We start from the raw sequence: 25012 nt of genomic DNA, 5'->3' as shown, positions 1-25012 counted from the left end.
GTTCGTCGCAGAGCGTGAACTAGGCTCGGAACGCCCGTGCGGAGCCCCTGCGGGCTCGGCTTGTGCGCGGACTGGACGGGAGCGTGGCCCGTGACGGATCAGGCGGTGGACTCGAGCGGACGGGCCGACGCGGCCAGGGGCCAATTCTTCGGCAGGCAAAGGGAGTTGAAGGCCCTCAGGGCCGACATCGAACGCGCCGGACTGGACACCATCGCCGGTCGCAAATCTCCCCGCGCACGGGTTCTGCTGATCGCCGGCCGGCCCGGCTCCGGGCGGACCGCGCTCGCCGAGGAGCTCATCGGCCGGCTGACCGCGGCCTATCCGGACGGTGTGCTCCGCGCCCGGCTGACCGAACCCGGCGGACGGCGGGTCCCCATCGAGGAGACGGCCCGCGATCTGCTCGACACGCTCGGCGTCCCCTCGCCGCCCGGGGCCGACGAGGACGAACTGTCCGGCATGGTCCGCGACACGCTCGCGGGCCGCCGGGTCGTGCTGCTGCTCGACGACGCCGCCGACGCCGAGCAGGTCGACCCGCTGCTGCCCGACAACCCCGACTGCCTGGCCGTGGCCGTCGCCGCGGGCCCGCTGACCGGCATTCCCGACGTACGGCCCTGCACCCTCGGCGGAATGGACGCCAAGGCGGCGATCGAGCTGCTCGGCTCCTTCACCGGATCGGTGCGGATCACCGTGGATCCGCAGGCTGCCGAGACGGTGGCGGAGGAGTGCGGGGGCCTTCCCGCGGCGCTCCTCCTGGTCGGAGGCTGGCTCGCCGCCCGGCCCAAGGCGTCGGTCGCCGACGCGACGAAGCAACTGCGGGCCGTGCCCGACGACGACGAACAGCCCCAGGGCGCCCGGCCGCTCTCCCGGGCCTTCCGGCTGGCGTACGGATCGCTGAATCCGACGAACGCCCGGATGCTGCGACTGCTCGCCCTCGCCCCTGCCGGGGTCGCCGACGCGCACACCGCGTCCGCACTGAGCGGGTGCGCGGTGGAGGACGCGCAGCGGGCGCTGGACGAGTTCGTGCTGCTGGGCCTGCTCCGCCCGGAGGGCAGCCGCTACCGGGTGCCCGGCTCGCTCGCGCCGTTGCTGCGGTCCCTGATGGAGTCGCAGGACAAGCCCGCCGAGGTGCAGCTGGCGCGGGCGCGGATGCTGGAGCGGACCGTCCGGCAGCTTCAGGCGTGCCGAGCCGTCACCGAGCCCGAGGGCTCCCCGGCACGCAAGATGCTGGCCGGGCTGCCGCGGGCGATGCGCTTCGCGAACACGTCGGCCGCCGAGAAGTGGCTGCGGTCCCGGCAGCCCGTGCTCCTGGCCTCCGCCCGGCTCGCGGTGGAGGACGGCGGACTGGACACGCTGGCGCGCAGACTGGTCGCCGCACTCGTCCGGGCGCTGGCGGCACATCGCGGCACCGAGGCCGCCGCCCCGGAGCTCTACGGCCTGCACCAGCTGGTGCTCGGGGTCGCCGAGCGGCGCGGACTGCACCGGGAGCAGGCCGCCGCCCTGCTGAATCTGGGCGATCTGGACGCGCAGACCGGGCGTACCGCGGACGCGCTGGCGCGGTACCGGGCCGCCCTGGACGCCGGACGGGCCGCGAACGACATGTACGCGACCGGCCGCGCGATGGAATCCGTCGGCGGTGCCTACCAGGAACTGGGGGACTGGCACCGGGCCGCCGACTGGTTCGGCCGGGCGCTCGCCCAGTGCCAGGGCCGCGGGGAGCGCGCGGACGAGGCACGGCTGTACGGCCGCCTCGGCGCGGTGCACTCCTACGCCGGCCTCTACGGCGAGGCGCTGCGCAACTGGCGCGCCTCGGTCGCGGGCTACCGCAAGGTGGGCGACCTCGCCTCCCAGGCGCGTTCGCTGAGCGAGGCGGCCCGTGTCCAGGAGTACGCGGGCCGGCCGGAGGAATCCCTGCACACCTGCCGGCAGGCGGTCGAGTGGGCCCGCCGCGCCGGGGACGACCGGCTCCAGGCAGCGCTGCAGCTCAGACTGGCCGACACTCTCGACCGGCTGGGCGACCCGGCGGCGGCCCGTGTGCACCGCTCCACTGCCGAAATGTTGCTCAACGACGAGGGTTCTGCCTACGAAATCCGTAGTGCTTCGGCTCAAGATTAATGCTTTGTAAGGCTAGACAGGGAGAAGTCCTTCATTAGACTGGCTCCGCCGCGGTCGTTCTCGTGGTGTCTCTGGATGCCCCCGTGTGTCCGGGTAAGTATGGAAGTAAGCCCCTGTATCCCCTGAGCCAAGGACCGTGATCGACGTGAAGGTCGGCATCCCCCGCGAGGTCAAGAACAACGAGTTCCGGGTGGCCATCACCCCCGCCGGCGTGCATGAGCTGGTGCGCCATGGCCACGAGGTCGTCATCGAGCAGAACGCCGGTGCCGGCTCCTCGATCACGGACGTCGAGTTCGTCGCCGCCGGTGCGCAGATCCTGCCCACCGCCGACGAGGTCTGGGCCACCGCCGACCTGCTGCTGAAGGTCAAGGAGCCCATCGCGGAGGAGTACCACCGCCTGCGCAAGGACCAGACGCTCTTCACGTACCTGCACCTCGCCGCCTCCCGCGACTGCACGGACGCGCTGCTGGAGTCCGGCACCACCGCCATCGCGTACGAGACGGTCGAGACGGCGAACCGCTCGCTGCCGCTGCTCGCGCCGATGTCCGAGGTCGCGGGCCGGATCGCTCCCCAGGTCGGCGCCTACCACCTGATGCGTCAGGTCGGCGGCCGCGGTGTGCTGCCCGGCGGTGTCCCGGGTGTCGCCGCCGGCAAGGCCGTCGTCATCGGCGGCGGTGTCTCCGGCTGGAGCGCCACCCAGATCGCGGTCGGCATGGGCTTCCACGTCACCCTGCTCGACAAGGACATCAACAAGCTCCGCGAGGCCGACAAGATCTTCGGCACCAAGGTGCAGACGATCGTCTCCAACGCCTACGAGCTGGAGAAGGCGGTCGTCGAGGCCGACCTCGTCATCGGTGCCGTTCTCATCCCCGGCGCCAAGGCGCCGAAGCTGGTCACCAACGAGCTCGTCGCCAAGATGAAGCCCGGAAGTGTCCTTGTCGACATTGCGATCGACCAGGGCGGCTGCTTCGAGGACTCCCACCCGACCACGCACGCCGAGCCGACCTTCCAGGTGCACAACTCGGTCTTCTACTGCGTCGCCAACATGCCGGGCGCCGTCCCGAACACCTCGACGTACGCCCTCACCAACGCCACGCTGCCCTATATCGTGGAGCTCGCGAACCGCGGCTGGGCCGAGGCGCTGCGCCGGGACCCGGCGCTCGCGCTGGGCCTCAACACCCATGATGGCCAGGTCGTTTACGGTCCGGTCGCCGAGGCCCACGGCCTCCAGAGCGTCGAGCTGAGCGCCCTTCTCGGCTGAGAGTCAACGCACACCGTCAACATCACGCCCCCGGCCGGATCTTGCAGAGCGAGGTCCGGCCGGATGCGTGTCCGAGGCCTTTGCGGCACTCGCTCAACTCGCGTCGAACGTAACCCTTTAACCGATTCGCGCACCCTCGAAACCAGAGCGCCGGGTTGCGGCGGAAGGTCTGAGCACCCTTGACAGAAGGGTGTTCCGTTGCCGACACATCGGGCCGGGTCCGGTTGATTGTGTTGCTGCGGAGCGGTGACACGCCATAGAGTCGCCAACCGTCGGCATGGTGCCACGCTGACCTATCGATAAGTTTCCTGGTCACGTCCAAGGAGGTAAGACGACTTGTGAATGAGTCGACATTTACTCCCGGGGGTGGTCAAGCAGGAACGCATCCCCTACGCCCCGCGGGCGTGGGGGTGCCACCAGTGCCGGGCCAGGGCCCGTCTTCCGGGCTCGAAGCTGTCGGCTCCGTCGCTGTCCGCACTTCCGCGACACACCAGGACTCCACGCACATGACGACAGCCCACACGATGAAGACGATGGACGGCCAACACGTGAACGCCATGGCCGGCAACGAGAGTGGCCGAGAGTCCACCCACTTCGCCGCCTACGAGGAAGTCCCTGAAGGGCACTTCTACGACCCCGACGCCGAGTACGAGCCCGATCCCGAGTACGCGGCCACCCTCGCCCCTGACGCCGCGCGTCAGCGCCGCGAGCGGATCGGCCCCACCGGGCGGCCGCTGCCGTACTTCCCGATCCCGGGCCCGCTGACCGATCACGGCCCCGCGAAGATCATCGCGATGTGCAACCAGAAGGGCGGCGTCGGCAAGACCACGTCGACCATCAACCTGGGTGCCGCGCTCGCGGAGTACGGACGGCGCGTCCTGCTCGTCGACTTCGACCCGCAGGGAGCCCTGTCGGTCGGCCTCGGCGTCAACCCGATGGAGCTGGACCTCACCGTCTACAACCTGCTCATGGAGCGGGGTATGGCGGCGGACGAGGTGCTGCTGAAGACCGCGGTTCCCAACATGGACCTGCTGCCGAGCAACATCGATCTCTCGGCCGCGGAAGTGCAGTTGGTCAGCGAGGTCGCGCGCGAGTCGACGCTCCAGCGCGCGCTGAAGCCCCTGATGGCCGACTACGACTACATCGTGATCGACTGTCAGCCCTCGCTCGGTCTGCTCACCGTCAACGCGCTGACCGCCGCGCACAAGGTGATCGTGCCGCTCGAGTGCGAGTTCTTCGCGCTGCGCGGTGTGGCACTGCTGACCGAGACGATCGAGAAGGTCCAAGAGCGGCTCAACCCCGACCTGGAGCTCGACGGCATCCTCGCCACGATGTACGACTCCCGCACGGTGCACAGCCGTGAGGTGCTGGCGCGCGTGGTCGAGGCGTTCGACGACCACGTCTACCACACGGTCATCGGGCGCACCGTGCGCTTCCCGGAGACCACGGTCGCCGGCGAGCCGATCACCACGTACGCCTCCAACTCGGTCGGTGCGGCCGCCTATCGCCAGCTCGCCAGGGAGGTGCTCGCCCGGTGTCACGCCGAGTGAGTCTGCCCGGGGCCGACGAGCTGTTCCGTACGACCGGGGGCATGGCGCTGAACTCGTCCTCCCCGCGCAGGCAGGCGAACGGCGAACCGCGGGTGCCCGCACCGGCGGGGGAGAGCGACCCGGTGGAGACGGCGGACGCGTCCGCCTCACCGGCGTCGGCCTCACCGTCGTCGTCGGAGGAGCACTCGGCCGCCGAGTCCGACGCGGGCGACGAAGGACGGGCCCGGAGTACCGACGACGCCGAGGCCAAGCGCCGGCCCCAGGAGGCCGCGGCCGGTGCGCAGCCCCGCCGCTCCAGGGGAGGCCGCGGTGCGAACCGCCGCCCGAGCGGGCGCGAACGGCACGACGAGAAGATCACGGTCTATGTCTCGGCCGAGGAACTGATGGACCTCGAGCACGCGCGGCTGGTGCTGCGCGGCGAGCACGGACTGGCCGTCGACCGCGGGCGGATCGTCCGCGAGGCGGTCGCGGTGGTGCTGGCGGATCTCGAGCAGCGGGGCGACGCGAGCATCCTCGTGCGCCGGCTGCGCGGCCGCTGACGGTAGCCTCGCGCTGCCCCTGCCTGCTCCTTCCGCCCCTGGACCACGATGCCGCCGCCCGCTGACCCCGCCCGCTCGTCCCGCCGCGCTCTCGGCCGGGGCCCGGGGTCGACGCGTCCGCCGGGCGATGCGGGGGCGGGGTCCTGGGGGCCGGCCGGCCCGCTGCCCGGCGATCCGGAGGCGGCGCCCGAAGCGGCTGCGGAGCCCGACACCGAGACGTACGCGCCCGAGCCGGTTGCCGAGGCTCTCATCACCCCCGAGCGCGTGCCTGATGCCGGGGCGCCCGTCGCCCCCGAGCGCGTGTCTGATGTCGAGGCGCCCGTCGCCCCCGAGCGGGCACCCGTCACCCCCGAGTCCGTGCCCGGCCCGGTGGCCGGGTCCGTGCCGGTCACGGAGCCCCTTGCCGAGGCTCCCGAGCCCGATGACACGCCCGTCGCCCTGGACGCCTCCCTCGCGCCCCCGGCGCACGGGCCCGGGCACGCGGCCACGAAAGTGCTCCCGACCCCGCACAGCGCGCCCGGCGGCCTCTTCGGGGACGTCCTGGACGAGACGGCCGCCCCGCCCGGAGCCGCGCCCGCGGTCCCGGCGCCCGTCGGGCCCCCGTCCGGCGGTCAGGAACCGGATCAGCCGGACCAGCCGGACCAGCCGGCAGAGCCCGAGCCCGACGACGGCCGGTTCAAGGTCCGGCTCGCGAACTTCGAGGGCCCCTTCGACCTGCTGCTCCAGCTGATCGCCAAGCACAAGCTCGATGTGACCGAGGTCGCCCTGTCCAAGGTCACCGACGAGTTCATGACGTACATCCGCGCCATGGGCAACGACTGGGACCTGGACCAGACCACCGAGTTCCTCGTGGTCGCCGCGACCCTGCTCGATCTCAAGGCCGCCCGTCTGCTGCCGTCCGCCGAGGTCGAGGACGAGGCCGATCTCGCGCTGCTCGAAGCGCGGGACCTGCTCTTCGCCCGGCTGCTCCAGTACCGCGCGTACAAGCAGATCGCCGAGATCTTCAGCGTCCGGCTGGACGCCGAGGCCCGCCGCTACCCGCGGACCGTGGGGCTGGAGGCACACCACGCCGAGCTGCTGCCCGACGTGGTCATCAGCATCGGCCCCGAGGGCTTCGCCAGGCTGGCCGTGAAGGCCATGCAGCCCAAGCCCCGGCCGCAGGTCTACGTCGACCACATCCACGCCCCGCTGGTCAGCGTCCGCGAGCAGGGTGAGATCGTCGTCGCCCTGCTCAAGGAGCGTGGGCAGATCAGCTTCCGGGAGCTCGCGGACGACGCCGCGGACACCCTCACCGTCGTCGCCCGCTTCCTGGCCCTCCTGGAGCTCTACCGGGACAAGGCCGTCGTCCTCGACCAGGAGGACGCCCTCGGGGAGCTCCTGGTCACCTGGACGGGCGGCGACGCGGAGGCGACCGTCACCGACGAGTTCGACCGAGCACCCGAGATTCCTGAGGAGAAGGCGTGAGCGACCTCAAGCCCGCCCTCGAGGCCGTTCTGATGGTGGTGGACGAGCCCGCCACCGAGGAGCACCTCGCCAAGGTCCTGGAGCAGCCGCGCAGGGCGGTGGCGGACGCTCTGCGGGAGCTGGCCGACGAGTACACCGTCCAGGGCCGCGGCTTCGAGCTGAGGCTCGTGGCGGGCGGCTGGCGCTTCTACTCGCGCGCGGAGCACGCCGACGCCGTGGAACGCTTCGTCCTGGACGGGCAGCACGCACGCCTCACGCAGGCGGCGCTGGAGACCCTCGCGGTCGTCGCGTACCGTCAGCCGGTCAGCCGTTCGCGGGTCTCCGCGGTGCGCGGAGTGAACTGCGACGGCGTCATGCGCACCCTCCTTCAGCGCGGTCTGGTCGAGGAGGCGGGCGCGGAACCCGAAACAGGTGCGATCCTGTACAGGACGACGAACTACTTTCTGGAGCGGATGGGCCTGCGCGGCCTGGACGAGCTCCCGGAGCTCGCGCCCTTCCTCCCCGAGGCCGAGGCGATCGAGGCCGAGACGCTGGAAGGGGTGCCGTCGTTCGATCCGGATGCTCCGGACACCGACGAAGACGACAAGACGACGGAACTTTGATGCGAAGCAGCGGCAACAACAGCAGCGGGCGCGGCAACTACCGGGGTGCCGGCAACAACCGCGACGACCAGCAGAAGCGCTCGGGCAAGCCCCGGCCCGAGGAGCGCCGCTACGACGTCGGTGGTTCCTCCGAGGCGCCGAAGAAGGGGCGGGGAGAGGGAGCCCGCGGCGGTGCCAAGGGCGGTCCGAAGCAGTCCCCCCAGCGAGGCCGCGGGCGGACCGCCCCCTCGCGTTCGCGTGAGTACGACGCCCGGACCGAGGAGCGCAACCGCGAGCGCTACGCGAACAAGCCCGAGGTGAAGACGCCCAAGACCTTCCCCGGCGCCGAGCAGGAGGGCGAGCGGCTGCAGAAGGTGCTGGCCAGGGCCGGTATGGGCTCGCGCCGTTCCTGCGAGGAGCTGATCGACTCCGGCCGGGTCGAGGTCAACGGCCAGGTCGTCGTCGAGCAGGGTGTCCGGGTCGACCCGGAGAAGGACGAGATCAAGGTCGACGGACTGACCGTCGCGACCCAGTCCCACCTCTTCTTCGCGCTGAACAAGCCCGCGGGTGTCGTCTCCACGATGGAGGACCCTGACGGCCGTCAGTGCCTGGGCGACTACGTCACCAACCGCGAGACGCGGCTGTTCCACGTCGGACGGCTGGACACCGAGACCGAGGGCATCATCCTGCTCACCAACCACGGTGAGCTGGCCCACCGCCTCACCCACCCCAAGTACGGGGTGAAGAAGACCTACCTGGCCGCGATCCAGGGCCCGCTCCCGCGTGACCTCGGCAAGCGGCTCAAGGACGGCATCCCGCTGGAGGACGGCTACGCGCGCGCCGACCACTTCCGCGTGGTGGAGAACACCGGCAAGAACTACCTGGTCGAGGTCACCCTCCACGAGGGCCGCAAGCACATCGTCCGCCGGATGCTGTCCGAGGCGGGCTTCCCGGTCGAGAGGCTCGTGCGGACGTCGTTCGGGCCGATCGGTCTCGGCGACCAGAAGTCGGGCTGGCTGCGCCGTCTGACGAACACCGAGGTCGGCATGCTGATGAAGGAAGTCGGCCTCTAGCAGCACCCGTTGCGCCGGAGCACTCGGGTCCGCAACGCAACGCACGCAGAGCCCGCGGCAGTTGATGCCGCGGGCTTTCGTCGTTCCCGGGGGCCGCCACGCCTTGTGGGACCAGCCCGTCTGCCTTTATAGTCAGAGTGACCATTAAGGAGGCGGGCGTGAGTCTCGCGGACATCGTCGAACCGTTGCAGCAACCGCTGTTCACCGTTCTGGACACCCCGGTGAGCTGGACCGAGGTCCTCGGCTTCGGAAGCGGCGCACTCTGCGTCTGGCTCGTCGCCCGTCAGCACCTCGCCAACTGGCCGATCGGCATCGCCAACAACCTCTTCTTCATCGTTCTCTTCGTCCAGGCCGGGCTCTACGCCGACGCCGGCCTGCAGATCGTCTTCATCACCCTCGCCGTGTACGGCTGGTGGACCTGGACCCACGGGGGTGGACCAGGCCGCGACGTCCTTCCGGTGCGGCGCACGAGCCGCACGGAATGGACGTGGCTGTGCGCGGCGGGGGTGGTGGGGACCGCCGGGCTGACGCTCCTGCTCGCCCGCGCCACCGACTCGACCGTCCCGTTCTGGGACGCGCTGACCACCGCCCTGTCGCTGATGGCGACATACGGGCAGTGCCGCAAGCGGGTCGAGTCGTGGTGGCTGTGGATCGCGGCCGACGTCGTCTACATTCCGCTGTACGCGTACAAGGAGCTGTATCTGACCTCGCTGCTCTACATCGGGTTCATGACGCTCTGCGTGCTGGGACTGCGCAACTGGTCGCGTGATCTCGCGGCCGTGCCCCGCGCGCCGGTCGGGGCCAGGGCATGAGCCGGTACGGACACGGCCTCGTCCTCGGGAAGTTCTATCCGCCGCACGCGGGCCACCACCACCTCGTGACGGCCGCGGCCGACCGGTGCGAGCGGCTCACCGTGCTGGTCTGCGCCTCCGCGGTCGAGTCGATCCCGCTGGCGGAGCGCGTGGCGTGGATGCGCGAAGTCCACCCGGACGTAACGGTCGTCGGCGCCGTCGACGACATCCCGGTGGATCTGAACGACCCGGACGTGTGGGAGGCGCACATGGCGGTCTTCCGCGCCGCCGTACCCGAGCCGGTGGACGCGGTCTTCACCTCCGAGACGTACGGCGAGGAACTGGGCCGCCGGTTCGGCGCCGAGGCGGTGTGCGTCGACCCCGACCGCACGCTCTTCCCCGTCTCCGGCACGGCTGTGCGCAAGGACCCCGTCGGCTCCTGGGACCTGCTGCGGGCCCCTGTCCGCGCGGCGCTCGCCCGGCGCGTCGTCGTGCTCGGCGCCGAGTCGACGGGCACCACGACGATGGCCCGGGCGCTCACGGACCACTACCGCAGGCGCGGCGGCGTCTGGTCCCGCACCCAGTATGTGCCGGAGTACGGGCGGGAGTTCAGCGAACGGAAGCTGGCCCGGCTGCGCTCCGCGCGGCCGGGAGCCGACTGGAGCGAGGTGTCCTTCTCCTCGGACGAGTTCCCGCTCATCGCCCGGCGGCAGACGGAGCTGGAAGAGACGGCGGCCCGCGCCGGATCTCCGGTGCTGTTCTGCGACACCGACGCCTTCGCCACCACGGTGTGGCACGAGCGCTACCTCGGCGCCGGCCACGACGAGGTGGCGCGGATCGCCGCACGCGGCAGACAGCATCTGTGGCTGCTCACCGACCACGAAGGTGTGGACTTCGAGGACGACGGACTGCGCGACGGGGAACATCTGCGACCGTGGATGACCGGCCGCTTCGCCGACGAACTGCGGCGCACCGGCCGGCGTACCGTCCGACTGCGCGGCCCGCACGAGCAGCGGCTCGCCACCGCCGTCGCCGCCGTCGACGCCCTGCTCGACGCGGGCTGGGACCTCGCCGACCCACTCCCGGAGCGCCGCTGATGCAGGACTACGACCCGGGAGCCTTCCCTCCCTTCGCCGTCACCGTCGACCTCGCCGTCTGCACGGTCCGCGAGCAGCGGCTGCACGTCCTGCTCGTCAGGCGCGGCGAGGACCCCTACAAGGGCGCCTGGGCCCTGCCCGGCGGCTTCGTGCGGCCCAGGGAGTCCGCCGAGATCGCCGCGCGCCGCGAACTGGCCGAGGAGACCGGGCTGTCGCAGCGGACCGTGGAGCACCTCCACCTGGAGCAACTGCGCACCTACAGCGATCCGGACCGCGACCCGCGGATGCGGGTGGTGTCCGTCGCCTACACGGCCCTGCTGCCCGACCTGCCGGAACCACGCGGCGGCGGGGACGCGGCCCACGCCCAGTGGATGCCGCTCGCGTCCGTGTCCCCGCTCGCCTTCGACCACGACCGGATCCTCGCCGACGCGTACGACCGCATCGGCGCCAAGCTCGAGTACACCTGCCTGGCCACCAGCTTCTGCCCGCCCGAGTTCACCCTCGGCGAGCTCCAGCAGGTGTACGAGACGGTCTGGGGCGTCGAGCTGGACCGGCCCAACTTCCGGCGGAAAGTCCTCACCACACCCGGCTTCGTCGAAGCCGTCGAGGGCGCGCCGCGCCGCACCGGCGGCCGGGGGAAGCCGGCCGCGATCTACCGGGCCGGTGCCGCATCGGCCCTGCACCCTCCACTCCTGCGACCGGAAGGACGGCAGCCATGACCACGCTGAGGACCACGAGGACCGTCACCAAGCAGGCCGCGACCGGCTCGCTGATCGGACTCGCGATCGGGGACGCGCTCGGCTTCCCCACCGAGTTCAACGACGTACCGCAGATTCTCGCCAAGACCGGACCCTGGCGGGAGATGCAGCTGCCCGGGCCCGCCATCGTCACGGACGACACCCAGATGACCCTGGCCCTCGGCCGGGGCATACGCACCGCCATGGACCGCGGACTGCTGGACGCCTCCCGTATGGCCGGGCCGGTGCGCAAGGAGTTCGTCGACTGGTACCACTCACCGGACAACAACCGCGCCCCCGGCCGCACCTGCCTCGTCGCCTGCGAGAAGCTCGACAGCGACCGCCCCTGGCAGGAGGCCGGCCAGATCGGCTCCAAGGGCTGCGGCGCCAACATGCGGGTCGCGCCGGTCGGTCTCGTACCGGGACTGAGCGAGGAACAGCGGGCGGGGGCGGCCCAGTTGCAGGCGGCGCTCACCCACGGCCACCCCACCGCGCTCGCGGCCTCCGACCTCACCGCCCGCGCGGTGCACCTCCTGGCGCAGGGCGGCGAACCGATGGGCCTGGTGGGCCAGCTCCGCTCGTACGCCTACGAGAGCCGCAGCCGCTATCACGAGCGCTGGCTCGGCAACCTCTGGACCTACTCCCACGACCCGACGCCCCAGGCTTTCATCGCCCGCGGCTGGGACGAGTGCCTCCAGGCGCTCGAACGGCTCGCCACCGCCCTGCGCACCACCAACCCCGAGACCGACCCGTGCCTCGCCACCGGGGACGGCTGGATCGCCGAAGAGGCCCTCACGACCGGGCTGCTGTGCTTCCTGCTCTTCCCGGACGAGCCGGCCACCGCCCTGCGCCGGGCCGCCTGCACCCGGGGCGACTCGGACTCCATCGCCTGCCTCGCCGGTGCCTTCGCCGGGGCGCACCTGGGCGCCGGGGCGTGGCCCAAGGAATGGTCGGAGCGGATCGAGTACCGCAGCGACCTGATGTCCCTCGGAGCGCTCTGGGATTCTTGATCCATGACTGCCCCACTCGACCTGGACCTCGGCCCCGTCGTCGCCGAACAGCCCGACCCCCTGCTCTTCGCCACCGTCTCGGGGGCGCACCTGTACGGATTCCCGTCCAAGGACTCGGACGTGGACCTGCGCGGCGTCCATCTGCTCCCGGTGACGGAGCTCGTCGGGCTGCACGAGCCCGAGGAGACCCGGTCCCTGATATGGGACCGGGACGGGACCGAGATGGACCTGGTCACGCACGACCTGCGGAAGTTCGTCCGGCTCATGCTGCGCCGCAACGGCTATGTGCTGGAACAGCTGCTGTCCCCGCTGGTCGTCCACACCGGAGCGGCCCACGACGAGCTGGTGGCCCTCGCGCCCGGTGTGCTCACCCTCCACCACGCCCACCACTACCGGGGTTTCGCGTCCACGCAGTGGCGGCTCTTCGAGAAGACCGGCGAACTCAAGCCGCTGCTCTACACCTTCCGCACCCTGCTGACCGGCATCCGTCTGATGCGCAGCGGCGAGGTGCAGGCACATCTGCCCACGCTGCTCGACGAGGTCGCGGCTCCCGCGTACCTGCCCGACCTGATCGCGGCCAAGGCGGACGCCGAGCACGGTCTCGCCTCCGGCGTCGACAAGGACAGGGCCCGGGCCGACGTCGAAGCGCTGCACCTCGTCCTCGACGAGGCGCAGCAGACCTCACGGCTGCCCGACGAGGCCTCCGCCCATGCCGCCCTCGGCGCGCTCGTGGTGCGGGTCCGGCTGGAGGGCTGAGGCCCGCCGGACCCGTACGAGGAAGTCCTCGACGCGGGCGCGGTCCGGCTCCGGCGGCAGCGGTGTGCGGAGCGCCGCCTCATCGGCCTCGTCGGCAGTGCGGGCCATCCACGACGCGATCTCGGGCCAGCTGAACTCGCCGTGCTTGACGGCCAGCAGACGTTCCCGCTCCTCACCCACGTCGAGGACGAGTTCCCCGGTGCGCAGCAGGTCCCGGCAGGACGCGAGCAGCCGCAGCAGGTGCATCGCGTGCTTCCAGCGCGGTGCGCCGTACCGGCGGACGTCCGACTCCAGCTTCTTTTGCTGGCCCTCGGCGTAGCGCACGAACGTCCGGTGGACCTCGCGGGACAGGAACGCCGCACGCAGGGCGAGCAGTTCACGCCCGGTGTCGTCGATGCGCTCGATGTGCGGGGAGTGCAGACACTCCAGGATGTTCGGGTTGGCGCGCAGGGCCAGATCGCAGAATCGCTCCAGCTCCCAGGAGAACTGTTCGGCGGCCGGGCCCTCGACATGGGTCGGGGGCTTCTCGAAGCGCCAGTGGAGCGGGGTGGGTGCGACGAACACACCGCGCCGGTCGGTGTCGCTGTCCTCCGTCGCCAGGCCAAAGGCGCGCGAACCCATGACACATGAGTAGATCGTGTGATCGCGCACCAGCTCATGCGGGGTCATGCGGCACAGGCTACGTGAGCAGGATCGTCTCCCCGGAGACGGTGATCTGCTTGGGCGGCAGGGGCTTCGTGGCCGGTCCCTTCGCCACCGACGCGTCCGCGACACGGAACCTGCTGCCGTGGCAGGGGCAGTCGATGGTGCCGTCGGCCACCTTGTCCACGGTGCAGCCCTGGTGGGTGCAGATGGCGGAGAAGGCCTTGAACTGACCGGACGTCGGCTGGGTGACCACGACCTTCTGGTCCGCGAACACCTTTCCGCCGCCCACCGGGATGTCGGTGGTCCGGGCGAGCTCCTCACCGGCCGGCGCCGAGCCCGCGGGCGATTCTCCGACTGCGGTCGTCGCACCGGGAGAGGTCGGCTGCTCGGACGCGGCCGCGCCCTCGTCACCGTTCTCGCCGCACCCCAGCATCAGTCCCAGAGCACCTGCCGTGCCTGCCGTCAGCACCGTACGCCGCCGTGCGTCCATGGCCCGTCTCCCTCCGTCGTGACCCCGACCGTGAGCCATGAGCATCTTGGCGCTGAATGCCGCCGGGAAGAAGCAACCTGCCGGTGCGTACCCGATCCCGCCGGTGCCGTACGCCCGACAGCCCAACGCGTACCGCCAGGGCGTGCACCGAGGGTCACACCCAGGGGGTGAGTTCCCGCGCGTGGCCGTCCGCGTCGCGGCGTACCGCGAGCACCGCTGTGACCGCGGAGCGCTCGACCGGCCCGTACACATGCGGGAACAGCATGTCCTCCGAGCCTTCCCAGCGGACCTCGGCGCCGAGCCCCGCCTCGTCGATCTGGAGAACCAGCAGATCGGGCACGTCGCGGTAGAGGCCGTCGGCGATCACGAGCGCCGCCGGGCCGTCGGGCGAGCAGTGCACGAAGCCCTCGGAGACCAGCGAGGCAGGGGCGTACGGACGGTCGACGTCCGTCGTCCATTCGTCCACGGGTACGACGTGAAAGAGCATGCGCCAGTTGTAGCGCAGAGCGGTGGTACCCGGTCCGTCGCGGAAGGTCCCGAGTGGCGACCGCATGTGATCCGGGTGACATTGACCGGGCCTCACCTCTGCGGAACCCCACCGAACCTCACCGAAGGGCACCACCATGGCGGGTAACGACCTCGGCAGTCTTCTGGGCGGCCTCCTCGGCGGCGGTCAGCAGGGCGCCGGCTCCGGCGGCGCCGCGAACATCCTCGGCGCCCTGATCAGCGCGCTCGGCAACAGGAACGGCGCTGCCGGCGGCAGCCCGCTCGGCGGGCTGGTGGACATGCTGACCAAGTCCGGCCTGGCCGACCATGCCCAGTCGTGGATCGGTACGGGGGCCAACCAGCCGGTCAGCGGCGTGCAGATCGCCGAGGCGGTGCCGGAGGCGACGCTGCAGAAGGTCGCCCAGGACGCCGGGGTCACACCGCAGCAGGCCGCCGAGCAGATCGCCCAGGTGCTGCCGCAGACGGTGGACAAGCTCACCCCGGACGGAGCGGTGCCGCCCGCGGGCCAGTCCATCGAGGACCTCATCCGGCAGCAGCAGCTCTGACCGACGGCACACGGCGGCTCCGGCGCTCGCGGCCGCGGGCGCCTCCGACGTACCGGCGGCCCGTCTCGGAGGGCGGTCGTGGCGCTCCCGCGTCCGGCCGCGTGACTACGCTGAACGGAGCACTCGCACAGGTTAGGAGCACGAGGTGGCGGTACGAGCGGTCCGCGGGGCGGTCCAGCTGGAACGGGACGACGCCGGACACATGGACGAGCAGGTCAGTCAGCTGCTCACCGCCGTGCTGGAGCGCAACGGACTGGTCGCGGACGATCTGATCAGCGTCTGGTTCACCGCCACCCCGGATCTGCACAGCGACTTCCCGGCCGCCGCGGCGCGCAACCTCGGCATCGTGGACGTACCGCTGATCTGCGCGCAGGAACTGGACGTCGTCGGCGCGATGCCCCGCGTCGTACGGATACTGGCCCATGTCGAGTCCCACCTCGACCGGTCCGAGATCGCGCACGTCTACCTCGGCACCGCCGCCGCCCTGCGCAAGGACATCGCCCAGTGAGAACCGCTGTCGTCATCGGAACCGGTCTGATCGGCACCTCGGCGGCGCTCGCGCTGGCGGGCCGGGGGATCGCCGTCCATCTCGTCGACCACGACCCGGAGCGTTCGCGTACGGCCGCCGCGCTCGGCGCCGGTACGGACGCGCCGCCCGAGGGGCCGGTCGACCTCGCCATCGTCGCCGTGCCGCCCGCCCATGTCGCCGCCGCGCTGGCGGAGGCCATGCGGGCCGGGACCGCCCGCGGCTACCTCGACGTGGCCAGCGTCAAGGGCGGACCACGGCGCGAGCTGGAGGCACTCGGTCTCGATCTCCGCTCGTACATCGGCTCCCACCCGATGTCGGGCAAGGAGCGCTCCGGTCCGCTCGCCGCCACCGCCGACCTCTTCGAGGGCCGGCCCTGGGTCCTCACGCCCACCCGCGACACCGACACCGAGGTCCTCAACCTCGCCCTCGAACTGGTCGCACTGTGCCGTGCCGTCCCCGTGGTGATGGACGCCGACGCCCACGACCGCGCGGTCGCGCTCGTCTCGCACACCCCCCAGCTGATCTCGTCGATGGTCGCCGCCCGCCTGGAGGAGGCCGACGAGACGGCCGTACGCCTGTGCGGCCAGGGCATCCGCGACGTGACGCGGATCGCCGCGTCCGACCCCCGCATGTGGGTCGAGATCCTGTCCGCGAACCCGGGGCCCGTCGCCGATGTGCTCGCCGGAGTGGCCGCCGATCTGGACGAGACGGTCCAGGCCCTGCGTGCCCTGCAGTCCGCCGACGAGTCCAAGCGGCAGGGCGGTGTCGAGGGCATCGAGGACGTCCTGCTGCGGGGCAACGCGGGCCGCGCCCGCGTCCCGGGCAAGCACGGCGCCGCACCGGCCTCGTACGAGATCGTCGCCGTGCTGATCAGCGACCAGCCGGGCGAGCTGGCGCGGATCTTCGCGGACGCCGGCCGGGCCGGCGTCAACATCGAGGACGTCCGGATCGAGCACGCGACCGGCCAGCAGGCCGGCCTGGTGCAGCTGATGGTGGTCCCGGCGGCGGCTCCCGTCCTGGCGGCCTCGCTGCGCGAACGCGGCTGGTCGATCCGGCAGTAGCGGGCTCCCCGAACCGGGTGATCCGGGCTCCGCCATCCGTGTGTCAGGGCGGCGCCCGGCAATCGGTAACCTTGTTCGGGGCTCCTCGGCATTCCGCCGGCCCTCTCCGCAGACCAGGAAAGGTGTCCGACACCGTGGAATCCGTGATCGTCGCCATCGACGGCCCCGCCGGCACGGGCAAGTCGAGCACGTCCAGGGCGGTGGCAGCCGCGCTCGGGCTGAGCTACCTGGACACCGGTGCCCAGTACCGGGCGATCACCTGGTGGATGATCACCAACGGTGTCGACGTCGACGACCCCGCGGCGATCGCCATGGCGGCCGGCAAGCCCGCGATCGTCTCCGGCACCGACCCGGAGGACCCGACGATCACCGTCGACGGTGTGGACGCCGCAGCCCCCATCCGCACCACGGAGGTCAGCGCCAGGGTGAGCGCGGTCAGCGCCGTCCCCGAGGTGAGGGCCAGGATCACCGAGCTCCAGCGCTCCATCGCCGCGTCCGCCACGGGCGGCATCGTCGTCGAGGGCCGCGACATCGGCACCACCGTCCTGCCGGACGCCGATCTGAAGATCTTCCTGACCGCGACGCCGGAGGTCCGTGCGGCCCGCCGCAGCGGCGAGCTCAAGGGCTCCGACGTGGCGGCCACCCGGGACGCCCTGATCAAGCGGGACGCGGCCGACTCCAGCCGCAAGACCTCCCCGCTCGCCAAGGCGGACGACGCCGTCGAGGTGGACACCAGCGAGCTGACCCTCCAGCAGGTCGTCGAATGTGTCGTCACCCTCGTCGAGGAGAAGCGGGCGGCCCGGTGACCCTGCCGTCCGAGCGCGGCGCCGCCGTCGGGCGCCGTATCGGGATCGGGCTGATGTACGGGCTGTGGAGACCGCGGGTGCTGGGCGCCTGGCGGGTTCCCGCGACCGGGCCCGCCATCCTGGCCGTGAACCACTCCCACAACATCGACGGGCCGATGCTGATGGGCACCGCCCCCCGGCCCGTGCACTTCCTGATCAAGAAGGAGGCGTTCGTCGGTCCCCTCGACCCGTTCCTGCTGGGAATCGGTCAGCTGAAGGTGGACCGGTCGACCGCCGACCGCACCGCGATATCCAACGCGCTCGGCGTGCTGGAGACTGGGGGTGTCCTCGGCATCTTCCCCGAGGGCAGCCGCGGAGAAGGAGACTTCGCCTCGCTGCGCGCGGGGCTCGCCTACTTCGCCGTACGCTCGGGGGCTCCGATCGTCCCGGTCGCGGTGCTGGGAAGCAGTGAGCGCGGCGGACGGTTGATACGACAGCTGCCCCCGCTGCGCAGCAAGGTGGACGTCGTGTTCGGGGACGCCTTCGAAGCGGGCGACGCCGGCGGGCGCCGTACGCGCAAGGCGCTGGACGAGGCCACCGTACGGATCCAGGAGCGGCTGACAGCCCACCTGGTGAATGCCAGGCGCCTCACCGGGCGCTAGGCCAGACTTGAGTAGTGGATCGCGCGATCCATCGATGAACGAGGAACGGACTTCATGAACGACCAGCACGACCACGGAGCGCTCGGCGATGCCGAGTACACGGAGTTCATGGAGCTCGCCGCGGAAGAGGGCTTCGACGTCGAGGACGTCGAAGGTGCCATCGAGGAGGCCGGGCACGGCCCGCTGCCCGTCCTCGCCGTCGTCGGCCGCCCCAATGTCGGCAAGTCGACCCTGGTGAACCGCATCATCGGCCGCCGTGAGGCCGTCGTCCAGGACAAGCCGGGCGTCACCCGCGACCGCGTCACCTACGAGGCCGAGTGGGCGGGCCGCCGCTTCAAGGTCGTCGACACGGGCGGCTGGGAGCAGGACGTCCTGGGGCTCGACGCCTCCGTCGCCGCCCAGGCCGAGTACGCGATCGAGGCGGCCGACGCGGTCGTCTTCGTGGTCGACTCCACCGTCGGCGCCACGGACACCGACGAGGCCGTCGTCAAGCTGCTGCGCCGGGCGGGCAAGCCCGTCGTGCTGTGTGCCAACAAGGTCGACGGGCAGAGCGGCGAGGCGGACGCCACCGCGCTGTGGTCGCTCGGTCTCGGCCAGCCGCACCCGGTCTCCTCGCTGCACGGCCGCGGTACGGGCGACATGCTCGACGCCGTCCTCGAGGCCCTGCCCGAGGCCCCGGCCCAGACCTTCGGCAATGCCGTCGGCGGCCCCCGCCGCATCGCCCTCATCGGCCGCCCGAACGTCGGTAAGTCCTCGCTGCTCAACAAGGTCGCAGGCGAGGACCGGGTGGTCGTCAACGAGCTGGCGGGCACCACCCGCGACCCGGTCGACGAGCTGATCGAGCTCGGCGGCATCACCTGGAAGTTCATCGACACGGCCGGTATCCGCCGCCGTGTCCACCTCCAGGAGGGCGCGGACTACTACGCCTCCCTGCGGACCGCCGCCGCGGTCGAGAAGGCGGAGGTCGCGGTCGTCCTGATCGACGCGTCCGAGTCCATCAGCGTCCAGGACCAGCGGATCATCACCATGGCGGTCGAGGCCGGCCGTGCCATGGTCGTGGCGTTCAACAAGTGGGACACCCTCGACGAGGAGCGCCGCTACTACCTGGAGCGCGAGATCGAGACCGAGCTCGCCCAGATCGCCTGGGCGCCCCGGGTGAATGTCTCGGCCGTCACCGGCCGGCACATGGAGAAGCTGGTCCCGGCGATCGAGACGGCGCTCGCCGGCTGGGAGACCCGGGTCCCGACGGGACGGCTGAACGCCTTCCTCGGTGAGATCGTCGCCTCCCACCCGCACCCGATCCGCGGCGGCAAGCAGCCCCGCATCCTGTTCGGCACCCAGGCGGGCACCAAGCCGCCGCGGTTCGTCCTCTTCGCCTCCGGCTTCCTGGAGCACGGCTACCGCCGCTTCGTGGAGCGCAGGCTGCGCGAGGAGTTCGGCTTCGAGGGCACCCCGATCCACATCTCGGTGCGGGTGCGGGAGAAGCGCGGCCGCAAGAAGTGACGCGCTGACATGACACGACAAGGGCGCTGCCCCCGACCGGTGAACGGTCGGGGGCAGCGCCCTTGTCACGGCTGCGGCGTCAGATGCCCCGACGCGGGGCCGGCGGCAGCGCCGCCGGGTAGGGGTTGCCGCCGTGCGCGCTGCTGCCGGGGTACGGCGGCCAGCCCCCGCCCGGATGGACGGGCTGGGCGGCCGCGGCGAAGCCGGAACCGCGGCTGCTGCTGAGCCCCGTGCCGAACGCCTTGAAGCCGAGGTCCTCCTCGCCACTGCGGTCGCCGGGCAGGGTCCGGAACGACCTCCGGTACTCCGAGTACAGCGCGTCGTAGATGGGCGTGGGCGAACCGGACGCCTCGCGCGCGGGGCGCATGGAGGGGATCTGGCTCGTGTACGGCTGGCGGGAGGGGTCGTATGTGTGCACGTACCTGCAACGACCTACGACCCCGCCCGTCACGCGTCCGGCGTCCCCCGCCGGGATCAGGTGCCCGCGAGCGGCATCGCGGCGGCCACCAGACGGCCGCCGGCCGCCGCCTTCTCCAGCGCCTCGCGCAGCAGGTCCTCACGCGGCTGCTGCCCGATCGAGCCGACCGGCGCGGCGAACACCAGCACCGTGTGCGACTTGTTGGCGGCCGCTCGCCAGCCATCGGTCACCTGGAGCGGCTGGTGGGCCTGCCACCAGGCGACCGGGCTGCCGCCGCCGGTGCCGGGCTGGAGCACGGCGTGCAGCTGTCCCATGGCGATCAGCACGGACCAGCCGGCCAGCAGCCCGGGCCGGTGGTTCACGTCGGAGATCGGCACGAAGCCCTGCTCGATGAGCAGCGGCAGGAAGTCGTCGCCGCCGTTCCCGGTGGTGCCGGGGCGGGCGATCGGGGCCGTCGGCTCGACCACCAGGGCAGGGTGCAGCTCGCCGTCGATGAGCACCAGACCGCTGGTGATGCCCAGGACGGCCTGTCCCGGGGTGGTCTGCGGAGCGGGCTCCTCGGCGGTGATGGACCGCACGGCCCCCTGCAGCTGGTCCTCGGTGACCTGGACGACCTGCGAGGGGATGCAGGTGGCGTGGGCGAAGGCGAGTACGGCGGTCTCCTCACCCACGAACAGGACCGTGCTGGTGCGCTCCTGCTCGGAGTCGCCCGGGGTGCGGCAGGAGGTGCAGTCGTAGCTGCCCGGGGCGTTCTCGCCGGCGAGCAGCCGGTCGGCTTCTTCGTCGCCGATCTCGGCGCGTACGTCCTCGCTGACGTCGAGCATGCGCGGCACGGGTGGCTCCTCGGACTTGATCACGGATGCCGGGCGGGTCCCGGCTCATGAAGGGTTCAACGGGTTATCCGGGGCCGGGGTCACGCAAAGGAGGGACGTAATCGAACCGTCCGGCATGCGGACACGAACGGGTGCGGGCGTCCGGCGGACCGTTCCGGGCGGCGGGCGGAGGTCCGACCGGGTGGGCGTGAAGGCGTTCCGTGCGCGGCGGCGGTGGTCGGGGGAACCGACTGCCTAGCGTGACCCCGATGCGGACAATTCAGTCATTTTCGACCGCTGTTGCGGCCCTGCTGCTGGCTCTCGTACCCCAGGGCGGCGCCCAGGCGGCGGCCTCGGACGCTCCAGCCCCGGCGGCGACTCCGGCGGCCCCGGTCACATCGGCGGCCACTCCTGCTTTCGCCTGCGCGGCGACCGGCTGGCCGTGGAACTGCGTCGCCGAGTGCGAGAGCGGCGGGAAGTGGAACACCAACACCGGCAACGGCTACTACGGCGGGCTCCAGTTCTGGCACCCGACGTGGAAGGCCTTCGGAGGTCTCGCGTACGCGCCGCGCGCCGACCTCGCGACCCGCGCCCAGCAGATCAAGGTCGCCGAAGAGGTGCTCCGCGTCCAGGGGTGGAAGGCCTGGCCCGTCTGCTCGAAGCGGTACGGCCTCAAGGGCCGGGCCCACACCGTCCAGCCCGGGGACACCCTCTCCGCCATCGCCACGCGCTTTCGCGTGAAGGGCGGCTGGCAGGCGCTGTACACCGCCAACCGGACGGTCATCGGCAACTCTCCGGACCACCTCACGGTCGGGATGATGCTGACCCTTCCCGGGTGAGCCGCGGGCTCGCGCCGAACGCCGCTGGGCACTCCGGCAGTTGACCGCCGCACCGCGCATGCGGACAGAAGCTGTCCGCATGCGCTGGCAGACTCACCCCCATGTTGGAGACCTCGGCACGTCTGCTGCGCCTGCTGTCCCTGCTCCAGGCCCACCGCGAATGGTCGGGCGCCGACCTGGCCGACCGGCTCGGCGTCACGCCGCGTACCGTCCGGCGCGACGTCGACCGGCTGCGGGAGCTCGGCTATCCCGTCAACGCCAGCCCCGGCACGGGCGGCGGCTATCAGCTCGGCGCGGGGGCCGAGCTGCCTCCGCTGCTGCTCGACGACGAGGAGGCGGTGGCGGTCGCCGTCGGGCTGCGCACCGCCGCGGGCAACGGCATCGAGGGCATCGGCGAGACCTCGGTGCGCGCGCTGGCCAAGCTGGAACAGGTGCTGCCCCATCGGCTGCGCCGCCGCGTCGGCGCCCTCAACGCCTTCACCGTCCCGATGCTGCGCGCGCCCAGGTCCCGGGTCGACGCCTCCGTCCTCACGGAACTCGCCAACGCCTGCCGGGACAGCGAACGGCTGCGCTTCGAGTACCGCGACCACAGCGGCTCCGTCAGCCGCCGTGCCGTCGAACCGCATCGGCTGGTGTGCACCGAGCGCCGCTGGTACCTCGTGGCCTGGGACCTGGAGCGCGGCGACTGGCGCACGTTCCGCGCGGACCGCATCACGCCCACACCGCCGCACGGCCCCCGCTTCGCCCCGCGCACCCCGCCGGCCGAGGATCTGGCCGCGTACGTCTCCCGGGGCGTCTCGACCCGCGCCTACGCGGTGCAGGCCGTCGTCCGGCTGCACATGTCGGCGGAGGAGGCGGCCCGGATCATCGGTCCGTCCGACGGTGTTCTCGAGGCGGTGGACGCGACGAGCTGCCTGCTGCGCACCGGCGCGGCCGGCCTGGAGGTGATGGTGATCCATGTGATGCTCCTGGGCGTCGACTTCGAGGTGGTCGAGCCCGAAGAGCTGACGGAGCACATCAGGACGCTGCGGGACCGTCTCTCCCGGGCTCTGGGCCCGGCCGGCTGACGGCGTCGTGCGGAGCGCCCGGCAGGCTGTGACGCACCTTTTTGCCCATCGGCCGGAGACCGTTCCGGGCGAGCTCGGCGCGTATCCGGAGCGCCGTCACGGGCCGTGATGCTCGCGCGCCCCGGCGCTCCGACAGGGCGCCTCCGGGCCTCGTGCATGTACGGCCGGAAGGCGGGGTACGCGATCCGGCAGTGGGCATCGGGTCACGCGTACACGCTGGGGATTGTGTAAGGGAGCGGTGAATTCTTCACGGTCCGTCAATTCACTCCCGCCTTTCGTCCCGGGTTATTCGACCCGGGAATTGAGCGTGTCCGAATGGTTGTCCGCAATTACTGCGGACGCCGTCCTGGACTGCACGTTCGAGTGACAGGGTTTGCGCTGAACGTGTGTCGTGATCCTGTGACAGAAGCGTGACCGGTGGGGTACGTGGGGTGGCTACGGCGTGTTGCGCGCTCCGCTTCCGTCACCGTCCGCTGCCGCCTACGGTGGATGCCATGGCATCCATACCGAGCCCCTCAGCCCAGCCCGACGACGACGCCGACGCGTATGTCGGCCTCTCGGCGGAGGGCGCCGAACAGCAGGCCCGTGAGCGCGGCTGGACCACGGTCCGGGCGCTGCCCCCGGGGTCGATCATCACCATGGAGTACCTGGTGGGCCGGCTCAACTTCGAGGTGGAGGGCGGCACCGTCAAGCGCTGCTGGGTGGGCTGAGCCGCCCGCACGGCCGCGGGAGCCCCTCAACTGCCGCACAGCGCGCGGAAGCCGGGCAACGGGCCCAGCGGGGGCCGGGAAGCCCCCGTTGCCCCTCCAGGAAGCCCACGACGCCCCGTGACGCGGCTCATGCGACCCGTACGGCCGCGGAGTTACGTACGGCACCGAGACGCACGCCATGAACTCGTCAGGCCCAGAAGTGCCCACGGAAAAGGCCCCGACCGGATCGGTCGGGGCCTTCGCCGTGTTCGACGAGCGGTGGTCCGGCAGGCGGATCAGCCGCCCGTGGCGGGCCGAGAGGTGGGCGGACGCCGGCTGCCCGAAGGTGTCACCGGTGTCCGCTCGGAACGCATGCTGTGCGAGTGCGGTCGCTGGGTGTGGGTGAGCTGGGTACCCGGCCTGCTCGTGGGGGCCGACGGGCCGCCCACCGCGGCGACCGGTTCGCGGTCCGCACCGTCCTGCCGGCCTCCACCGCGCTGGGGGTGCATCCCCGGCCGCGGGCCACCGGCCGCCACCGGCAGCGAGGGGGCGAGACGGCGACGCGCGCGCCACTGCTCGCGGAGGTCGAGGACGAAGGCCTCCGCACGGCCGATCAGCGGCTCGCACCAGGGCAGCGCGAGCAGGATCAGCAGTCCGGCGGCCCAGCCGAGCAGGACATCGCTCAGCCAGTGCGTACCGAGGTACACGGTGGTCAGGCCGACACCGAGCGAGACGGTGGCGGAGAGCGCCGACAGATAGCGGCGGGCCCGCGGAGTCGTGGCCAGATACGCCAGGATTCCCCAGGTCACGACCGCGTTGGCGGTGTGGCCGGAAGGAAATATATCGCCGCCCGCGAAGAGCTCGGGGGATCCGATCTCTGTCGCGTAGTGAGGGCCGAGCCGGCCGAGTCCGATCTTGACGGCGCCCACCGTCACATTGAGCAGCAACAGCGAGACGCCCAGGGCGAGGAGGGGCCGCAGCGTGTGCTGGCGCCAGGAGCGCCAGCCCAGCCAGGCAGCGACCATCACGGCCGTGGGGCCGCGTTGGCCGAGGACCACGAAGTAGTCGAGAAAGGCGTGCAGCTCGGGCCACTGCTGGTAGGGCCGGAACAGCATGACTTTCCAGTCGATGATCACCAGCCAGCTCGACGCCAACACGGCGACGACGATGGCGAGATAGAACGCAGACGTCCCGCCGAAGAGGGCGAGACGGATGCGGCTCATCCGCGGGATCTCTATCTTCGGCGGTTCCGGCTCCCGGTCCAGGCGGGCGAAGATGTCGGTACGCACCCAATCGACGTTACAGCGAGTGAGTGCGCGACTAGGCCGATCCAGCGTCTTTGTGATGACGATGTGATGTGGAGTATGTCTCAGACTCCGGCTTTATTCCTGGCCAATTCGGAAATCCCGGAGGTCACCCACGCTATTGCTCGGGAGGGCGTGTCGCGGCCTCATTCCGCCGGGCAAATTCTCGTTCATGACCTGCCCGT

The 25012-nt window shown here is 71.5% G+C and carries 26 protein-coding genes and 1 pseudogene; 21 read left to right on the top strand and 6 right to left on the bottom strand.

What is annotated here, in order from left to right; genetic code table 11:
• The first annotated feature begins 90 nt into the window (after positions 1 to 90).
• The 12 genes from OHA05_RS07425 to OHA05_RS07370 all read left to right on the top strand — a co-directional run bounded on the left by OHA05_RS07425 (position 91) and on the right by OHA05_RS07370 (position 12971).
• Complete coding sequence (locus tag OHA05_RS07425) at positions 91 to 2112, top strand: tetratricopeptide repeat protein (RefSeq protein WP_328860114.1); 2022 nt, start codon at positions 91 to 93, stop codon at positions 2110 to 2112.
• A 145-nt stretch (positions 2113 to 2257) separates the two neighbouring features.
• Complete coding sequence (ald, locus tag OHA05_RS07420) at positions 2258 to 3373, top strand: alanine dehydrogenase (protein WP_313949066.1); 1116 nt, start codon at positions 2258 to 2260, stop codon at positions 3371 to 3373.
• Positions 3374 to 3792: 419 nt separating this feature from the next.
• Positions 3793 to 4923, top strand: a complete 1131-nt coding sequence (locus OHA05_RS07415) for a ParA family protein (RefSeq protein ID WP_313949067.1) — start codon at positions 3793 to 3795, stop codon at positions 4921 to 4923.
• Positions 4908 to 5462 (top strand): hypothetical protein, encoded by a 555-nt coding sequence (locus tag OHA05_RS07410; protein ID WP_313947181.1) that lies wholly within the window; start codon positions 4908 to 4910, stop codon positions 5460 to 5462. Before OHA05_RS07415 ends, OHA05_RS07410 begins: the two co-directional genes overlap by 16 nt.
• Positions 5463 to 5510: 48 nt before the next feature.
• Entirely contained in the window at positions 5511 to 6926 is a 1416-nt protein-coding gene (locus tag OHA05_RS07405; RefSeq protein WP_328860113.1) for a segregation and condensation protein A, read from the top strand.
• Positions 6927 to 6958: 32 nt separating this feature from the next.
• Entirely contained in the window at positions 6959 to 7528 is a 570-nt protein-coding gene (gene scpB, locus OHA05_RS07400) for an SMC-Scp complex subunit ScpB (RefSeq protein WP_327686925.1), read from the top strand.
• On the top strand, positions 7528 to 8580 hold the full coding sequence (locus OHA05_RS07395; protein WP_313947184.1) for a pseudouridine synthase: 1053 nt from the start codon (positions 7528 to 7530) through the stop codon (positions 8578 to 8580). The genes scpB and OHA05_RS07395 overlap by 1 nt, the downstream gene beginning before the upstream one ends.
• Positions 8581 to 8738: 158 nt before the next feature.
• Positions 8739 to 9392 carry a nicotinamide riboside transporter PnuC gene (pnuC, locus tag OHA05_RS07390; RefSeq protein WP_328860112.1) on the top strand — a complete coding sequence of 218 codons (654 nt, stop codon included), beginning with the start codon at positions 8739 to 8741 and terminating at the stop codon, positions 9390 to 9392.
• Entirely contained in the window at positions 9389 to 10468 is a 1080-nt protein-coding gene (locus tag OHA05_RS07385; RefSeq protein ID WP_328860111.1) for an AAA family ATPase, read from the top strand. Before pnuC ends, OHA05_RS07385 begins: the two co-directional genes overlap by 4 nt.
• Positions 10468 to 11187: an NUDIX hydrolase gene (locus OHA05_RS07380; protein ID WP_313947187.1), complete on the top strand. Its 720-nt coding sequence runs from the start codon at positions 10468 to 10470 to the stop codon at positions 11185 to 11187. Before OHA05_RS07385 ends, OHA05_RS07380 begins: the two co-directional genes overlap by 1 nt.
• A complete protein-coding gene (locus OHA05_RS07375; protein ID WP_313947188.1) occupies positions 11184 to 12215 on the top strand; it encodes an ADP-ribosylglycohydrolase family protein in 1032 nt (343 codons plus the stop codon). The genes OHA05_RS07380 and OHA05_RS07375 overlap by 4 nt, the downstream gene beginning before the upstream one ends.
• A gap of 3 nt (positions 12216 to 12218) precedes the next feature.
• The gene (locus OHA05_RS07370) at positions 12219 to 12971 is read left to right on the top strand and encodes a nucleotidyltransferase domain-containing protein (RefSeq protein WP_328860110.1); all 753 of its coding nucleotides are present in this window, start codon (positions 12219 to 12221) and stop codon (positions 12969 to 12971) included.
• Here OHA05_RS07370 and OHA05_RS07365 read toward each other — a convergent pair.
• The 3 genes from OHA05_RS07365 to OHA05_RS07355 form a co-directional block, all read right to left on the bottom strand.
• The gene (locus OHA05_RS07365; protein WP_328860109.1) at positions 12897 to 13640 is read right to left on the bottom strand and encodes a nucleotidyltransferase domain-containing protein; all 744 of its coding nucleotides are present in this window, start codon (positions 13638 to 13640) and stop codon (positions 12897 to 12899) included. The genes OHA05_RS07370 and OHA05_RS07365 overlap by 75 nt on opposite strands.
• Before the next feature lie 10 nt (positions 13641 to 13650).
• Complete coding sequence (locus OHA05_RS07360) at positions 13651 to 14106, bottom strand: Rieske (2Fe-2S) protein (RefSeq protein ID WP_328860108.1); 456 nt, start codon at positions 14104 to 14106, stop codon at positions 13651 to 13653.
• 154 nt (positions 14107 to 14260) lie between these two features.
• Positions 14261 to 14593 carry a DUF952 domain-containing protein gene (locus tag OHA05_RS07355; protein ID WP_328860107.1) on the bottom strand — a complete coding sequence of 111 codons (333 nt, stop codon included), beginning with the start codon at positions 14591 to 14593 and terminating at the stop codon, positions 14261 to 14263.
• Positions 14594 to 14717: 124 nt separating this feature from the next.
• Here OHA05_RS07355 and OHA05_RS07350 point away from each other — a divergent pair.
• The 6 genes and pseudogenes from OHA05_RS07350 to der all read left to right on the top strand — a co-directional run.
• A pseudogene (locus OHA05_RS07350) lies at positions 14718 to 15158 on the top strand (YidB family protein); the annotation flags it as partial.
• 145 nt (positions 15159 to 15303) lie between these two features.
• Entirely contained in the window at positions 15304 to 15666 is a 363-nt protein-coding gene (gene aroH, locus OHA05_RS07345) for a chorismate mutase (protein ID WP_313947194.1), read from the top strand.
• Entirely contained in the window at positions 15663 to 16748 is a 1086-nt protein-coding gene (locus OHA05_RS07340; protein ID WP_313947195.1) for a prephenate dehydrogenase, read from the top strand. Before aroH ends, OHA05_RS07340 begins: the two co-directional genes overlap by 4 nt.
• A 122-nt stretch (positions 16749 to 16870) precedes the next feature.
• Positions 16871 to 17554, top strand: a complete 684-nt coding sequence (gene cmk / locus OHA05_RS07335) for a (d)CMP kinase (RefSeq protein WP_313947196.1) — start codon at positions 16871 to 16873, stop codon at positions 17552 to 17554.
• On the top strand, positions 17512 to 18195 hold the full coding sequence (locus OHA05_RS07330) for a lysophospholipid acyltransferase family protein (RefSeq protein ID WP_313947197.1): 684 nt from the start codon (positions 17512 to 17514) through the stop codon (positions 18193 to 18195). Before cmk ends, OHA05_RS07330 begins: the two co-directional genes overlap by 43 nt.
• 54 nt (positions 18196 to 18249) lie before the next feature.
• On the top strand, positions 18250 to 19698 hold the full coding sequence (gene der / locus OHA05_RS07325) for a ribosome biogenesis GTPase Der (protein WP_313947198.1): 1449 nt from the start codon (positions 18250 to 18252) through the stop codon (positions 19696 to 19698).
• A 79-nt stretch (positions 19699 to 19777) separates the two neighbouring features.
• Here der and OHA05_RS07320 read toward each other — a convergent pair whose 3' ends face one another.
• Positions 19778 to 20116, bottom strand: a complete 339-nt coding sequence (locus tag OHA05_RS07320; protein ID WP_313947199.1) for a hypothetical protein — start codon at positions 20114 to 20116, stop codon at positions 19778 to 19780.
• Between the two features lie 56 nt (positions 20117 to 20172).
• Complete coding sequence (locus tag OHA05_RS07315; protein ID WP_313947200.1) at positions 20173 to 20949, bottom strand: hypothetical protein; 777 nt, start codon at positions 20947 to 20949, stop codon at positions 20173 to 20175.
• Between the two features lie 248 nt (positions 20950 to 21197).
• Between OHA05_RS07315 and OHA05_RS07310 the strand changes: the two genes are divergently transcribed.
• The 3 genes from OHA05_RS07310 to OHA05_RS07300 all read left to right on the top strand — a co-directional run bounded on the left by OHA05_RS07310 (position 21198) and on the right by OHA05_RS07300 (position 23544).
• Positions 21198 to 21767, top strand: a complete 570-nt coding sequence (locus tag OHA05_RS07310) for a transglycosylase family protein (protein WP_328860106.1) — start codon at positions 21198 to 21200, stop codon at positions 21765 to 21767.
• A gap of 101 nt (positions 21768 to 21868) precedes the next feature.
• Positions 21869 to 22834 carry a helix-turn-helix transcriptional regulator gene (locus tag OHA05_RS07305; RefSeq protein ID WP_328860105.1) on the top strand — a complete coding sequence of 322 codons (966 nt, stop codon included), beginning with the start codon at positions 21869 to 21871 and terminating at the stop codon, positions 22832 to 22834.
• Positions 22835 to 23328: 494 nt separating this feature from the next.
• Positions 23329 to 23544, top strand: coding sequence for an I78 family peptidase inhibitor (locus tag OHA05_RS07300; protein ID WP_313947202.1), 216 nt, complete (start codon positions 23329 to 23331; stop codon positions 23542 to 23544).
• A gap of 275 nt (positions 23545 to 23819) precedes the next feature.
• Here OHA05_RS07300 and OHA05_RS07295 read toward each other — a convergent pair whose 3' ends face one another.
• Positions 23820 to 24812 carry a phosphatase PAP2 family protein gene (locus OHA05_RS07295; RefSeq protein ID WP_328860104.1) on the bottom strand — a complete coding sequence of 331 codons (993 nt, stop codon included), beginning with the start codon at positions 24810 to 24812 and terminating at the stop codon, positions 23820 to 23822.
• Positions 24813 to 25012: the final 200 nt, after the last annotated feature.

It is taken from the genome of Streptomyces sp. NBC_00306, from assembly GCF_036169555.1.
Lineage (GTDB): Bacteria > Actinomycetota > Actinomycetes > Streptomycetales > Streptomycetaceae > Streptomyces > Streptomyces achmelvichensis.
The sequence above is the reverse complement of the archived record's forward strand: the minus strand, read 5'-3'. Positions and strand labels throughout refer to the sequence as shown.

What these genes read in the sequence shown, in the direction of transcription:
- OHA05_RS07305 (WP_328860105.1), top strand. Translation starts at nt 21,869, where the DNA reads ATGTTGGAGACCTCGGCACGTCTGCTGCGCCTGCTGTCCCTGCTCCAG.
- OHA05_RS07310 (WP_328860106.1), top strand. Translation starts at nt 21,198, where the DNA reads ATGCGGACAATTCAGTCATTTTCGACCGCTGTTGCGGCCCTGCTGCTG.
- OHA05_RS07395 (WP_313947184.1), top strand. Translation starts at nt 7,528, where the DNA reads ATGCGAAGCAGCGGCAACAACAGCAGCGGGCGCGGCAACTACCGGGGT.
- OHA05_RS07360 (WP_328860108.1), bottom strand. Translation starts at nt 14,106, where the DNA reads ATGGACGCACGGCGGCGTACGGTGCTGACGGCAGGCACGGCAGGTGCT.
- scpB (WP_327686925.1), top strand. Translation starts at nt 6,959, where the DNA reads ATGGTGGTGGACGAGCCCGCCACCGAGGAGCACCTCGCCAAGGTCCTG.
- OHA05_RS07330 (WP_313947197.1), top strand. Translation starts at nt 17,512, where the DNA reads ATGTGTCGTCACCCTCGTCGAGGAGAAGCGGGCGGCCCGGTGACCCTG.
- der (WP_313947198.1), top strand. Translation starts at nt 18,250, where the DNA reads ATGAACGACCAGCACGACCACGGAGCGCTCGGCGATGCCGAGTACACG.
- OHA05_RS07370 (WP_328860110.1), top strand. Translation starts at nt 12,219, where the DNA reads ATGACTGCCCCACTCGACCTGGACCTCGGCCCCGTCGTCGCCGAACAG.
- OHA05_RS07380 (WP_313947187.1), top strand. Translation starts at nt 10,468, where the DNA reads ATGCAGGACTACGACCCGGGAGCCTTCCCTCCCTTCGCCGTCACCGTC.
- OHA05_RS07405 (WP_328860113.1), top strand. Translation starts at nt 5,511, where the DNA reads ATGCCGCCGCCCGCTGACCCCGCCCGCTCGTCCCGCCGCGCTCTCGGC.
- OHA05_RS07300 (WP_313947202.1), top strand. Translation starts at nt 23,329, where the DNA reads ATGGCATCCATACCGAGCCCCTCAGCCCAGCCCGACGACGACGCCGAC.
- OHA05_RS07375 (WP_313947188.1), top strand. Translation starts at nt 11,184, where the DNA reads ATGACCACGCTGAGGACCACGAGGACCGTCACCAAGCAGGCCGCGACC.
- OHA05_RS07355 (WP_328860107.1), bottom strand. Translation starts at nt 14,593, where the DNA reads ATGCTCTTTCACGTCGTACCCGTGGACGAATGGACGACGGACGTCGAC.
- OHA05_RS07365 (WP_328860109.1), bottom strand. Translation starts at nt 13,640, where the DNA reads ATGACCCCGCATGAGCTGGTGCGCGATCACACGATCTACTCATGTGTC.
- OHA05_RS07385 (WP_328860111.1), top strand. Translation starts at nt 9,389, where the DNA reads ATGAGCCGGTACGGACACGGCCTCGTCCTCGGGAAGTTCTATCCGCCG.